15 protein-coding genes are annotated in these 13,634 nt (G+C 63.1%); 14 read left to right on the plus strand and 1 reads right to left on the minus strand.

The genetic code is table 11. From position 1 onward, the window contains the following. A complete protein-coding gene (locus CBW66_RS14090; protein WP_170932862.1) occupies positions 1–879 on the minus strand; it encodes a FliM/FliN family flagellar motor switch protein in 879 nt (292 codons plus the stop codon). Positions 880–1,430: 551 nt separating this feature from the next. Between CBW66_RS14090 and CBW66_RS14100 the strand changes: the two genes are divergently transcribed. The 14 genes from CBW66_RS14100 to CBW66_RS14165 all read left to right on the plus strand — a co-directional run bounded on the left by CBW66_RS14100 (position 1,431) and on the right by CBW66_RS14165 (position 13,632). Further along, positions 1,431–1,769 (plus strand): flagellar hook-basal body complex protein FliE, encoded by a 339-nt coding sequence (locus CBW66_RS14100; protein WP_034787870.1) that lies wholly within the window; start codon positions 1,431–1,433, stop codon positions 1,767–1,769. A 60-nt stretch (positions 1,770–1,829) separates the two neighbouring features. Beyond that, positions 1,830–3,560, plus strand: coding sequence for a flagellar basal-body MS-ring/collar protein FliF (gene fliF, locus CBW66_RS14105; RefSeq protein WP_086137685.1), 1,731 nt, complete (start codon positions 1,830–1,832; stop codon positions 3,558–3,560). Continuing rightward, entirely contained in the window at positions 3,538–4,578 is a 1,041-nt protein-coding gene (locus tag CBW66_RS14110) for a flagellar motor switch protein FliG (protein ID WP_086137684.1), read from the plus strand. Before fliF ends, CBW66_RS14110 begins: the two co-directional genes overlap by 23 nt. Then, entirely contained in the window at positions 4,575–5,264 is a 690-nt protein-coding gene (gene fliH, locus CBW66_RS14115) for a flagellar assembly protein FliH (RefSeq protein ID WP_086137683.1), read from the plus strand. The genes CBW66_RS14110 and fliH overlap by 4 nt, the downstream gene beginning before the upstream one ends. Then, complete coding sequence (gene fliI / locus CBW66_RS14120; RefSeq protein ID WP_086137682.1) at positions 5,261–6,571, plus strand: flagellar protein export ATPase FliI; 1,311 nt, start codon at positions 5,261–5,263, stop codon at positions 6,569–6,571. Before fliH ends, fliI begins: the two co-directional genes overlap by 4 nt. An 8-nt stretch (positions 6,572–6,579) precedes the next feature. Then, positions 6,580–7,017 (plus strand): flagellar export protein FliJ, encoded by a 438-nt coding sequence (locus CBW66_RS14125; RefSeq protein ID WP_077403163.1) that lies wholly within the window; start codon positions 6,580–6,582, stop codon positions 7,015–7,017. An 89-nt stretch (positions 7,018–7,106) separates the two neighbouring features. Further along, positions 7,107–8,516: a flagellar filament capping protein FliD gene (gene fliD / locus CBW66_RS14130; protein WP_086137681.1), complete on the plus strand. Its 1,410-nt coding sequence runs from the start codon at positions 7,107–7,109 to the stop codon at positions 8,514–8,516. 50 nt (positions 8,517–8,566) lie between these two features. After that, entirely contained in the window at positions 8,567–8,956 is a 390-nt protein-coding gene (gene fliS, locus CBW66_RS14135; protein ID WP_070219791.1) for a flagellar export chaperone FliS, read from the plus strand. Positions 8,957–8,987: 31 nt separating this feature from the next. Beyond that, a complete protein-coding gene (locus tag CBW66_RS14140) occupies positions 8,988–9,266 on the plus strand; it encodes a hypothetical protein (protein WP_230492253.1) in 279 nt (92 codons plus the stop codon). Then, positions 9,263–10,420, plus strand: a complete 1,158-nt coding sequence (locus CBW66_RS14145) for a flagellar hook-length control protein FliK (protein WP_086137679.1) — start codon at positions 9,263–9,265, stop codon at positions 10,418–10,420. The genes CBW66_RS14140 and CBW66_RS14145 overlap by 4 nt, the downstream gene beginning before the upstream one ends. An 11-nt stretch (positions 10,421–10,431) precedes the next feature. Next, positions 10,432–10,896: a flagellar basal body-associated FliL family protein gene (locus tag CBW66_RS14150; RefSeq protein ID WP_329957619.1), complete on the plus strand. Its 465-nt coding sequence runs from the start codon at positions 10,432–10,434 to the stop codon at positions 10,894–10,896. Positions 10,897–10,929: 33 nt separating this feature from the next. After that, positions 10,930–11,673: a FliA/WhiG family RNA polymerase sigma factor gene (locus tag CBW66_RS14155; RefSeq protein ID WP_086137678.1), complete on the plus strand. Its 744-nt coding sequence runs from the start codon at positions 10,930–10,932 to the stop codon at positions 11,671–11,673. 56 nt (positions 11,674–11,729) lie between these two features. After that, a complete protein-coding gene (gene motA / locus CBW66_RS14160; RefSeq protein ID WP_034757817.1) occupies positions 11,730–12,644 on the plus strand; it encodes a flagellar motor stator protein MotA in 915 nt (304 codons plus the stop codon). Continuing rightward, complete coding sequence (locus CBW66_RS14165; protein ID WP_230492252.1) at positions 12,628–13,632, plus strand: flagellar motor protein MotB; 1,005 nt, start codon at positions 12,628–12,630, stop codon at positions 13,630–13,632. Before motA ends, CBW66_RS14165 begins: the two co-directional genes overlap by 17 nt. The last annotated feature ends 2 nt before the right edge of the window (positions 13,633–13,634 follow it).

Consider the following 13,634-nt stretch of genomic DNA (forward strand, 5'->3'; position numbering starts at 1 on the left):
TTATTCGACATCTTCAAATGAGGTTAAACAGAGCTTGCCCTTGTGTTCGGAAACAGCCGCTGTAAATAAACGGGAATCGTCTAGCATGACGTCAGTACGGCTCAGACTGACGGGAATCACGTCGCCCACGCGCAGGTCGAACAAGGCGCCCAGCTGCATCTGCTTGCTGACGAGCCGGCCTTCCAGGGTCACTTGCAGGCGCGAAGCGAGCGGGCGCACGCTGCCACGCAAGGCTTTCTTCGCTTGCGCGCGTTCGGGCAGCAGGCCGCGCAGCACATCGGCCATCAGGCGCTTGTCCAGCGAGAACCAGAACTGGCCGCTCTGCCCCGCCTCGACGTCGCTGAGCGACACCGTGACGATCCAGCTGCCGCGCGCCGGGTGCACGCCGGACTGCACGGCCACCTCGGCACTGGTGTCGATGTCGCTGCTCTTGCCCAGAGTTTGCAAATTCTTGTGGATGCGCGTGAACAAACTGTTCACCAACTGTTGTCCCAGCACCACAGCGAGGCGCTCTTCCGTGGCCGTCACGCGCACTTGCGCCGGATCGGGCCGCGCGCCCTTGGCGCCGGCACTACCGTAGCGATAGTTCAGCACGCTCAAGAGGATCTGCCGTTCGAGCGCAAAGCCCGGCTGACCAGCCGGCGTGGAAAAACTCAGCCAGCGATTCGCGCTGTCCTCGCTCTCCACGCGCGACAAGGTCACGGCATCGATCTGGAAATTGCCCCAGTAGCGCCGGCTCATCGGCTGGCGCAGGGCCACGGCCAGGTCGTCGCGCAGCTGGGCGCCGAATACATGCAGCAAATGGACAGGACGTCCAAGCAGACAGGAATCGAGGACTTGATGGCGCACAGTTTGATCTGTCTTGGTAATGATTGTCATGTAGTGGTCATGTCGGTATTGCGGTGGCAGAACAAATTATACGGATCGCCCGAAATTAAATACAGCATCATCTTGGCCTTGCCAACCGGCCGGCGAGCAAACGATTGCGCATCGTATCGCATGCTGGATGACTACGGTGCTGAACAATACATGAAAAAGCAAAATATTGCCATGTATCAATATTCCTTGAGGCAATCCTCTCTTTACTTTATAGTTGCCCCGAGGTAAGCTTATAGCGAGAAAAAAGTGATTTGCAGTGCGCCATTCCGCTTACCTGATTCCGGTTTTTATGGCAGTTTCCAGCCCCTCTTATTGCCACCAGAAGAAACTTTTATCAGATAATTATTAGTTGTCATGGCCATGTAAATCATTCGGCGCGGTTCTGCCGGGTTTGTTTGAATCTGCTTGAGCGGATGGTGTGGCAACTGATAAAACTGATGGGCTCTGTCAATTGGGCCGGGCAAGATGGCATTGGATGTAATGCCTGCCGGAATGGCAACACCAGTAATTTCTGATTGATACGTCACCGCATATTGAAAGTAGAGGGCAAGATGAGCAACGAACTCGCAGGTCTGATCAAGGCCGATCTGGCAGCACTGAGCAATGACGCGCGCGCCCTGGGCGCCAGCATCGCGCCGGCCGCCCAGTTCGGCGCACCGGAACAATCCGGCTTCTCGTTTGCGCAAAGCATGAAAGACGCCATCGGCAAGGTCAACGGCGATGACCGCATGGCTGCACAAAAAATGAGCGACGTCGACAGCGGCAAGAGCGACGACATGGTCGGCGCCATGCTGGCCAGCCAGGAAGCGAGCCTGTCCTTTTCCATGTTGATGCAAGTGCGCAACAAGGTCATGGGCGCGGTCGACGAACTCATCAAACTGCCTCTGTAATCTTCACGTCCTGATCCACGCCCAGCCTCCCAGCGAAAGTTACCCCAAGTGATTACCACCATGAAGTCCGCATTTGCGCGCTGGCGCCCTGGCGCCCAGCCCGCCATCCCGCCCGCCCTGCTGAAAAACCTGGTTCCCATCGTCGTGCTGGCCATCGGCATCACCGCCATGGTGACCATGTATGCCTGGCGCGACCAGGCCAACTACAAGCCGGTGTTTGGCGCGCGCGAAAAAGTGGCCGTGACGGACATGATGGCCACGCTGGACGCCGAGCACATCCCCTACCGCTTGCATCCGGACAGCGGCCAGGTGCTGGTGCCCGACGCCATGCTGGGCAAGGTACGCATGCTGCTCGCCTCGAAGGGCGTGACGGCGCAGCTGCCGGCCGGCCTGGAACTGATGGACAAGAATGACCCGCTGGGCGTGTCGCAATTCGTGCAGGACGTGCGCTTCCGCCGCGGCCTGGAAGGCGAACTGGCGCAAAGCATCATGACGATGGACGCGATCGCTTCGGCGCGCGTCCATCTGTCGATTGCCAAGTCGACGTCGTTTGTCGCCAGCGACGGCGACAAATCGTCAGCCTCCATCGTCGTGGCGCTGAAACCGGGCCGCACCCTGGCGCCGGAACAGATCGCCGCCGTCATCAACATGGTGGCCGGCAGCGTCGCCAGCCTGGCGCCCACGCGCGTGAGCCTGGTCGACCAGGGCGGCAACCTGCTCTCCTCGCACGTCGACCTGACGGACGGCTTCGACGCCTCGGCCGCCGGCAATGAGGGTGCAAAACGCTTCCAGGATGAAATCCGCCGCAACGTCACGGGCTTGCTCGGTCCCGTCATCGGCGAAGACAACTTCAAGCTCAGCGTGACGGCCGCCGTGAACAACGACCGCGTGAACGAAACGCTGGAAAAATACGGCGAAGCCCCGAAAGTGACGAGCGAAGCGATGCGCGAAGAGCAGGAACGCAACCGCACCGTGGCCGGCATTCCCGGCAGCCTGTCGAACCGTCCGCCAGCGGCCGCCGTGCCGGCACCGGCCGATGCCGCCGGCGCCGCACCCGCCGATGGCGCGCCGAAGCCGTCCGACGATGGCACGGCCCGCAAGAACGCCACCACGCGCCAGTACGCATATGACCGCAGCATCACGCAGATCAAGCGCAGCCGTGGCCGCCTGGAAAAACTCAGCGTCGCCGTCGTCCTCAACAGCGCCGCCGCACCGAACCCGAAAACGGGCTGGACACCAGCCGAACTGGGCAATATCGAAAAAATGCTGAACAGCGGCCTGGGCATCAACACCCAGCGCGGCGACAGCCTGAGCCTGACGGCGCTGGCCTTCCCTGCCAAACCGCCCGTGGCGCAATGGTGGGAAGAGCGCGACACCGTCGTCGATTTCAGCAGCTGGCTGCTGTACGCCCTGGGCGCCGTGCTCGGCTACTTCCTGATCCTGCGCCCGCTGCTGCGCCTGCTGACCACGCGCCTGGCGCCGCCAGCACTGAAACAGCTCGATCCGGCCCTGGCGCTGGGCGGCAGCAACGCCGCCGCCAATGGCGTGGCCGCCGCCAGCGCGCCGGCCTTGGGCGTGAATGGCAGCCCGCTGGCGCTCGAGGGCGAAGCCGCCGCCGGCAACGCCATGCCGGTCGTGCCGCTGCTGGAAAATTATGACTTGCCGCCACCAGGCTCGGCGGTCGACGTGATGGTCGACCACCTGAAAGTGCTGGCGGAAAAAGAACCCGAGCGTGTCGCCGAAGTCGTCAAACAATGGATGCAGAAAAATGGCCGAACTCAACAACAGTAATCTCCCCGACGGCGCCGAATACGAAAGCGCCAGCCTGAATCCCGTGGAACAGGCCGCCATCGTGCTGCTGAGCATCGGCGAAGAACAGGCCGCCAATGTGTTGCGCTGCCTATCGCGCGAAGAATTGCTGGAAGTCACGCAAGTGATGTCGCGCATGAGCGGCATCAAGGTCGAATCCGTGAAAACGGCCATGCAGACCTTCTTCGACGACTACCGCCAGCAAAGTGGCGTGCATGGCGCCTCGCGCAGCTACCTGAAACGCTCGCTGGACATGGCGCTGGGCAGCGATATCGCCAACAGCGTCCTGAACAATATTTACGGCGACGCCATCCGTCCCAAAATGGCGCGCCTGCAATGGGCCTCGCCAAAATGGCTGGCCGAATACATCGTCAACGAGCACGTGCAGATGCAAGCCGTGTTCCTGGCCTTCCTGCCGCCCGCGCTGGCCGGCCAGATCCTCGACGCCCTGCCCGTCGAAGGCCGCGACCTGGTCTTGCTGAACCTGGCGCGCCTGGACGAGATCGACCGCGACCTGCTGGTCGAGCTCGACGAACTGGTGGGCCGCTGCCTGGGCGCGCTCGACACGCAAAGCACCAGCGTGGAAGGCATCCGCCAGGCGGCCGAGATTCTCAACCGCATGCCGGGCAACCGCGCCGCGCTGGTCGAACTGCTGCGCGCGCACGACCCGGACGTCGTGTCGGAAATCGAACTGAGCATGTACGACTTCCTGATCCTGGCCACGCAGAGCGATGTCACGCTCACGCGCATCCTGGAAGACGTGCCGATGGAACAGTGGGCGATCGCACTGAAGGGTGCGGAACCGTCGATCCGCGACGCCGTGCTGAAAACCATGCCGCGCCGCCAGGCGCAGAGCTTCGAAGACATGATGCGCCGCTCCGGCCCCGTGCCCCTGTCGCGCATCGAACAGACGCGCCAGGAAATCATGGCCACCGTCAAGGGCCTCGCCGACGCGGGCGAGATCGAAGTGCAGTTGTTTGCCGAAGCGGTGATCGAATGAAACACTTCCGCTCGTATCGTTTCCCGCCGCTGTCGCAATTCATCGCCGCCGGCCAGCGTGCCTCCAACGAGGACACGGATGGCCAGTGGCAGGCGTCCGTCTCGGAAGGTTTCGAGCAGGGCCAGCGCGACGGCTATGAAGTGGGCCTGGTGCAAGGCCAGCAGGACGGCTACGACGCCGGCCGCAGCGACGGCATGGCGCAGGGCCGCGAAGAAGGCCGCAATGAAACGCTGGTGGCGCTGGACCGCCTGGCGCGCCCCGTCGACGCCATCTTGCGCGACCTGAAAAAAGTACGCGCCGATTACCGCGAAGCGCAGCGCAAGGAAGTGGTCGACCTGGTGGCCAAGGTGGCGCGCCAGGTGATCCGCGCGGAACTGGCGCTGCAGCCGGTGCAATTGCTGGCCCTGGTCGACGAAACCCTGGCCTCGATGCCGCCCACGCGCGAGGAAATCGACGTCTTCCTCAATCCGGAAGAACTCAAACGCATCAGCGAACTCGATCCGAAGCGCGCCAAGCGCTGGAACCTGATCGCCGACGCGCGCCTCGACGCGGGCGAATGCCGCATCAAGGCCGGCGACAATGAAGTCGACGCCGGCTGCCATCAGCGCCTGTCGGCCTGCATGGAGCAGGTCAGCAGCCACCTGGCGCTGGCCGCCGAACACGCGGACCAGGGCGCGCCTGCATGATCGCCGACACGCTGCGCAGCTTCGAGATCGGCGATATCCCGGTCGCGACGCCGACCGGCCGCCTGGTCGGCGCCTCCGGCCTGCTGCTGGAAAGCGCCGGCTGCCGCCTGCACACGGGCCAGCGTTGTCAAATTGAAACAGTCAATGGCGAATGGCTTGATGCGCAAGTCGTCGGTTTCCGCGAAAAACTCTCCTATCTGATGCCGTTCAAGAAGGCCACGGGCCTGACCACGGGCGCGCGGGTGCTACCCCTGCCCGACAAGGCCAGCCTGCAGATCGGCCCGTCGTGGCTGGGCCGCATGGTCAATGGCCTGGGCGAACCGATCGACGACCTGGGCCGCCTCGGCGGCGAACACGTCCTGGAAGTCACGCCGCCGAAGATCAACCCGCTGAAGAAACAACCGGTGGTCGAACCGCTGGACGTGGGCGTGCGGGCGATTAACAGCATGCTGACCCTGGGCAAGGGCCAGCGCGTGGGCCTGATGGCCGGCTCCGGCGTGGGCAAGAGCGTGCTGCTGGGCCTGATCACGCGCCAGACCGTGGCCGATGTGGTCGTCGTCGGCCTGATCGGCGAACGGGGCCGCGAAGTGCGCGAATTCGTGGAAAAATCGCTGGGCGCCGAAGGCTTGAAAAAAGCCGTGCTGGTGATCGCGCCGGCCGACGAATCGCCCTTGATGCGCATCATGGCCACCGAACTGTGCCATTCGATCGCCGCCCATTACCGCGACCAGGGCAAGCACGTGCTGCTGCTGGTCGACTCGCTCACGCGCTATGCGATGGCCTTGCGCGAAGTGGCGCTGGCCCTGGGCGAACCGCCGGCCACGCGCGGCTACCCGCCGTCCGTCTTCTCGAACTTGCCGCAACTGGTGGAAAGCGCCGGCAACGGCACCCACCCTGACGGCAGCATGAGCGCCATCTACACGGTGCTGGCCGAAGGCGACGACCAGCAAGACCCCGTGGTCGACACGGCGCGCGCGATTCTCGACGGCCACATCGTGCTCACGCGCGAACTGGCCGAGCGGGGCCACTACCCCGCCATCGATATCGCCGCCTCGATCAGCCGCTGCATGGCGCAGGTGATCACGCCCCCCCACATGCAGGCGGCGCGCGCGCTGAAAGCATCGATGGCGCGCCATGCGCGCGTGCGCGACCTGATCCCGCTGGGCGCCTACGTGCCCGGCGCCGACCCGATCACCGACCGCGCCGTGCAGTTGCACGCGCCCATCGAAGCCTTCCTGTGCCAGGGCACGAAGGAAGAGGCGCCGATGGGGCCGTGCATCGAACAACTTGAACAGATCATGGCTTAGGAGCATACGTGAGCGACGCGCATACCATCCGCAACCTGACCACCCTGGTCGGCCTGCGCAGCACCGAAGTGGAACGCCTGCAAGGCGAAATGGCGGCGCAGACGGCCGTGCGCGAGCGCTACCAGAAAAACCTGGAGCGCCTGACGGGCCTGTACACGGATAGCGGCCCCAGCGGCGCCCTGCCCCTGGCCCTGTCCGTCAACTGCGGCAACTTCAAGCAAGCCGTCATGCAGATGGCCGACCAGCACCGTACCGACCTGCATTTGCACGAAGCCAACATGGCCGTTTCGCAACGCGCGCTCAATACGGCCTGGGCCAAGCGCGAAGTGCTGGACCAGGTGCTGACGCAAAAACAAAAATATGTTGCAAATGAGCAACAACGTGTCGATGCCAAGCGGCAAGACGAGCTGGCGACGCAATTCTGGTTCCGCGGGCAGGTAAAATGAGCTTGGTGTAAGTTTCTTTCAGGAAAACTTCACAAAACGGGAATAGGGGTCGCCTTGTACCGGTATATCCCTTTATTCAGGAGTCAGGCATGGCAAGCGTAATTACTGCACCGCAATACGATCCGATCCCAACGGCCGAAAAACTGGCGACCAAGGCTGTCGCTGCGCAGAAGGCAGCCCTGCAAGCGCAGAACACGCTGGCCAGTAATACCAGCACGGCGCTGGGCAACCTGAAGTCGGCCATCTCGGCCTTCCAGAGCGCCATGTCGAGCATGACCAGCAGCAAATCGGTGCTGAGCCAGTCCGCCACCTTCCCGGCCGCAGGCTACGGCTCTGCCACGGCCGGCATCAATGCGACGCCAGGCACCTATTCCTTTTTTGTTGAAAAACTGGCCACGGCCAGCCAGATGTCGTATGGTGGCCTGAGCAGCGTCAATACCGCCGATGGCACGGGTACGCTGAAAGTGAAAATTGGTGACGGTGTGGGCGACAACACGCTCGACATTGATCTGGCCGCCGCCGACAAGGATGGCAACGGCACGCTGACACCACAGGAAATCGCTGCCGCCATCAATGGCAACAGCAAGAACAATTCGCGCGTAACTGCGTCCATCGTGACCATCGACAACCAGGCGCAACTGGTACTGACGTCGAATGCGACGGGCATCGCCAACGCCGCCACGCTCGATGCCAATGGTGTCGCGAATGTCGCGCTGAAAGGCGCGCTGATCGCTCCGGCCAACATCAAGGAAGTCGTCAAGGCAGACGACGCCATCGTCTGGCTGGGCGGCAAACCCGGCGGCACGGCCATCACGCAGGCATCGAATACCTTCACCAACGTGCAAGATGTGAAAGTGACGTTCACCCGCGCCATGAGCGCCGCCGAAGCGCCCGTGACCTTGACTGTCGCCACAGATAGTGCCGGCACCGCCGCCAACGTGCAGGCATTCGTCGATGCCTACAACAAACTGAAAAGCCTGATGGATGGACTGTCCAGTCCCGGCAACCCGGAAAAGGGTATTGCTGCGGGCATCTTCGCCCATGATTCAGGCCTGAACGCCCTACGCAGCAGCATGGGCGACGCCCTGCGCCTGAACGTGAACGGCGTATCGCTGGTGTCCTACGGCATTACGGCCCAGCGCGACGGCACAATCAGCCTCAACGCCGCCAAACTTACGGCCAAGTTGGCCGACAACCCGACAGGCCTAGACAAGCTTTTTGGCAACAACAGCCTGTCCGCCCCTGCAGGCGTGCTCGGCAGCTTGGACAAGGTACTCGGCCAGTGGAGCAATATCACCAAAGGCCAGATCACCCAACGCCAGGCCGCCACGGAAAAGTTGCAGAAAAGTCTGGTGAAGAGCGGCGAACGCCTCACGGCCCAATATGACACCGCATACAAACGTTTCCTCGATCAATTTACGCGCCTGCAAGTACTGCAGGAGCAAATGAGCAAGACGTCCGATATGTTCGATGCCATGTTTAGCAACAATAAATCCTAAGGCGGATGCGCCCGTTGCGCCGCCACAGTTAACATAGCGAGAAGACAACAATGTTGAACAATGAAGCTTACGGCAACTACCATGCCGTCAACCTGGATGCCCAGACGGCCCGCGCCACACCGGTCGAGCTGGTACTGGTGCTGACGGACGGCCTGCTGGAAGAACTGGCGCGCGCGCGCGGGCATATCGTAGGCAAGCGCTACGAGCAAAAGGCCATCAGCCTGGATAAATGCACGCAAATCATCAACGGTTTGTCGAGCTCGCTCGATTTCGACAATGGCGGCGAAGTGGTCGTCAACCTGGCCCGCCTGTACGACTATTGCGTGGCGCGCCTGTACACGGCCGGCATCAAGCTCGACCCGACCCTGATCGACGAAGTGACGACCCTGATGACCACCATCAAGCGCGGCTGGGTGGGCGTCCAGGCCAACAATGCCTAGGCGCGGCGCCCTGCAACAGCTGAACCGGCAATTGAGCGCCGCCATCGCGCAAGCGGATTGGGAAGCAATGGGAAAACTGTCCGCCAGCCTGGCGAAAAACATCCCCCTGCTGGCCGAACGGGGCGCATGGAATGCGCTGGAACAAACAGAATTGTTGCAATTGCGCAAAAATCACGCGCAAGCGGTTAAAATTTGCTCTGAGGAAAAAGAGCGCCTGGGTCAACACCTGGGTGCATTACAGGCAAATAAGGAAGGTTGGGTCGCCTACGCCGCGCTCGGCGAATACGACTCGGACGGGAATCAAGCATGATCATGAACTTCAACACGGCGCCGGCCGCTCCGGCACCAGCGACCCCTGCGGCATCTGCACCAGCACCGGCGGCGGCACCGTCACAGGCCGCCGCCTTGCCCGGCACACCAGGCTATGCCGCTACTGGCGCCGTGCCCTCCGCCCTGCCCCTGTTTGCGCAGGTGCTTGACGTGACCGGCGTGGAAACGGCCGACGCCGACACGCCCGCTCCCGCGAAGGAGAGCGACAGCGACAGCCAGGCCGACAGCAGCCTGCCGGCCATGGCCGTCCCCGTTATCGGCTTGCCGGTGACCATGCTGCCGCCAACGGACGCGGCCGAGGCGCGTGCCGCCGCCCAGGCGCAAGTACAGACACAAGCGCAGACACAGGTGCAGGCGAATGCGGTGCAAGCCAATCCGGCACTCAACATCAGCCTGCATCCGTCGGCGGTCACCCTGAACGCGGCGGCAACGGCGCCAGCGCCAGGCCGCGACACGCGCGAGCCGCTGGCCGCCGCCAACCCGGCGACGGCCGCCAAGGGCGGCGTGCCGGCACAGCCGTTCGAATCGCTGCTGCAGCAAAGCGCTTCGGCAAGCGCCGTCGCCGCGCCTGCCGTTGCCGCGCGCGAAGGCGAACGTGGCGCCGCGACGCCGGCACCGGCCACGCCCAACCTGGGTCTGGCGGGCGCGGTCGGCAATACGGCCACAGCGGCCCCGGCCGGCGACACCATCAAGCTCAACGGCCCAGCCCAGCAATGGCAGGAACCGCTGCGCGAAGCGCTGGGCGAACGCCTGCAGACGCAGATCGGCCGCAACAGCGAACACGCGACGATCCGCCTCGAGCCGCCCATGCTGGGTCGCATTGAAATTTCCATCCGCCATACGGCCGGCGCGCTGCAGGTGAACGTCACGGCGTCGAATTCGGAAGTGTTGCGCCAGTTGCAAGGCATCGGCGAGAACATGCGCAGCGACCTGGCGCAGCGCCAGTACACCGACGTGGCCGTCAATATCAGCGCCACCCCGCGCAGCCCCGCTGCCCAGGCGTTCGCCGAAGGCGATGCGCGCGGCCAGCGTCAGCCGGGCCGCCAGCAGGACGACGCCGAACCGGGACGCGCCCTGTCCGACGGCAGCACCGCCGCCACCACATACGCCAGCCACGAGCGAGAGACCGCCTGATGAATATGAAAATGAAACTGATAGCCGGCTTTGTCGGCGTGGCCGTGCTGGCCGCTGGCGCCGCTGGCGGCGCCATCTGGTATTTGGCCAAGCCGGTCGCCGGCCATGCCGAAGTCGCCGAAGCGAAAGCCCCGCCACCGCCCGCCACGGGCAAGAAAGCGCGCAAGTTCCTCACGCTGGACAAAGTCATCGTGATGTTGCGCCGCGGCCCCGGCGAAGGCGAGACGCATTACCTGTCGGCCGACCTGGTGATCGCCACCACCGAGGAAAAGGAAAAGCTGACCAAGGATCACTTGCCGCTGATGCGCTCGATCGCCGTCAGCACCCTGTCGAGTTTTCCGCTCGACAAGGCGCAGACCATGACCGTGGAACAATATGCCGAGCAGATCAACAAAGCCTTCAATGTCAGCTACGAGCGTGAACAGATGGAAAAACCGTTCACCGAAGTCATGGTCGGCAAGCTGATCATTGAATAAGCCAACACGCCAGCCGACCTAGTGGGAGATCCCTTGGCCTATGTAGAGCAATACCAGGAAGCGTATGGCGCCGGCGAATATGCCGCCGCCAGCGCTTGCGCGGCCGTGCTCAGCATTGCCGAAGAGCAACAACATCTGGTGGCGTACTCCCCTTTGGTGAAACGCATCGTGCGCCAGCTCAATTCGCAGGTGTCGGGCGCCATCGACCGCGACGACATGGAACAGATCGGCCTGATGGGCCTGCTCGAAGCCTTGCGCCGCTACGGCGTGCCGGACCAGTCTTTCGGCAGCTATGCCAGCCTGCGCATCCGTGGCGCCATCCTCGATGAACTGCGACGCCAGGACTGGCGCCCGCGCGCCGTGCGCCAGGAAAGCCACCGTCTGCGCGACAGCGTGCGCGCCCTGACCCGCCGCCTCGGACGCGAGCCGCTGGACGCGGAAATCATGGCCGCGCTGAAGCTGACCCCCGAAGCTTTCCAGGAATACCAGTTGGCGGAAAACGCCGAGCTGATCGCCAGTTTCGATGAAGTGCTGCAGGAAAGCCTGGGACAGGCCGACAGCGCACCGAGTCCGGAAGAGCAATTGATGGTGCGGCGCAGCCTGGAGCAGGCGCTGCGCGCGCTCGACGAACGCGAGCAGCGCGTGATCCAGATGTATTACGAATTCGAACTGAGCTACAAAGAAATAGCCGCCGTACTGGACCTGAGCGACGCCCGCGTCTGCCAGCTCAACAAGACGGCGCTGGGCAAGATGAAAGCCATGCTGCAAGACGCATAAGTTTCAGCACTATCCATCAAATTGACGCAGCACAATGACGCAGAAAGGCAGTTGACATGGTAATTATCGGTATCTTAATCGTGATGGGGTGTGTATTCGGAGGCTTCGCCCTGATGGGCGGCACCGTCCACGCGATCTGGCAACCGGTCGAGTTGATCATCATCATCGGCGCCGCCGTCGGCGCCCTGGTGCTGGGCAACCCGAAGCATGTACTCGGTGAAATGCTGCACCAGATGCGCAAGATCGTCACGCACAAGAAGCAAGGCTCGGAATTCCAGCGCCAGTTGCTGCTGCTGATGTATGAACTGCTGCAAACGGCCGCCGGCGGCCTGAAGGCGCTGGACGCCCACGTCGAGGCGCCGCGCGAAAGCGCCCTGTTCCAGCGCTATCCGCTGGTGCTGGAAGAGCCGAAGCTGCTGGCCTTCATCGTCGACAACTTCCGTTTGATGGCGATGGGCAAGATCAACGCGCATGAACTCGAAGGCGTGCTGGAGCAGGAACTCGAAGCCATCCACGACGAATTGCTGCAGCCGTCGAAGTCGCTGCACAAGATCGCCGAGGCCATGCCCGGCTTCGGTATTCTGGCCGCCGTGCTCGGCATCGTGATGGCCATGAATTCCGTGGCCGACGGCGCCGACGCGGCGGAGATTTCGGAAAAAGTGGGCGCCGCCATGGTCGGTACCTTCATCGGCATCTTCTTCTGCTACGGCGTGCTCGATCCGATGTGCAACATGATGAAACAGCTGGTGGGCGAGGAAGGCTCGACCATGGAATGCGTGAAAGTCGTGCTGGTCACGCACGTGGCGGGCAAACCGCCGCTGCTGGCCATCGATGCGGGCCGCCGCCTGGTGCAGCTGAACATCAAGCCGAGCTTCGCCCAGCTGGAAAGCTGGATCAATGCGCTGGAAGATGGCGGCGCGGAACAAGAGCAAGGCCAAGGCCGGGGAGGCCGCCGTGCTAAAGCCGCATGAGAAACATGAACAGGCCATCATCAAGCGTGCCGGACGCAAGCATGACGACGATGGCCATGGCGGCGCCTGGAAAGTAGCGTTCGCCGACTTTTGCCTGGCCCTGCTGTCGCTGTTCCTGGTGCTGTGGCTGATGGCCGCGCGCGAGCAGCAGGCGATGAAAGAAATCATGATGGACGCATCGGCAGGCAGCCGCCAGGGCGAAGGCCAGGGCGTCATGCCGGAACAGAAAGGCGGCCCGCGCGGCAGCCTGATCGAGCGCTTCCCCATGCCCCGCAAGGGCACCGGCGACACGCGCACGGAAGGCAAGCAGACGCAGGACGGCAAGGCTGGCGCGGCGCCGCAAAACCAGACCAAGGTCAGCTACCAGTCGCCGGAAGACTTGCTGTCCCTGTCGCGCGCGCTCGACAAGCTCAGCGACGAAGCAGGACTGAAGAGCAATCTGCAATCGGTGATCACGCCATACGGCTTGCGCGTCATGCTGCACGATACGGACAAGCAAGGCATGTTCGTGCGCGGCAGTGCCGTGCCGACCGACCGCTTCCGCAAGCTGCTGCGCCAGATGGGCCCCGTGTTTGCGCAAATGGACAACCAGATGCTGATCGTCGGCCATACGGACTCGATGCAATACGCCAATACCGGCTATGAAGGCTTTTCCAACTGGACCCTGTCGGCCAACCGCGCCATGTCGGCGCGCGCGCAATTGCTGATCGGCAGCATGAGTCCGGACAGCGTGCTGCAAGTGGTCGGCATGGCCGACCGCGCGCCGCTGGACGTGAAAAATGCCAGCGCCGGCATCAACCGCCGCATCGAACTGTTAATATTGACGCGTGGCCAGGCCGACAGCATCGCCGCCATGTTCGGCATGGCCGGACAAAAGCCGCAAGGCGACGAGCTGCAGGTGGGTGAACCGGACTCCGGCACCCTGCAACGCCTGCGCGAAAAACTGGGCCTGCCCGCAAAGAAAGATCGGGAAGAGCATGCAAATTAAGG

This window comes from Janthinobacterium sp. GW456P, assembly GCF_002127655.1.
Taxonomy (GTDB): domain Bacteria; phylum Pseudomonadota; class Gammaproteobacteria; order Burkholderiales; family Burkholderiaceae_D; genus Janthinobacterium.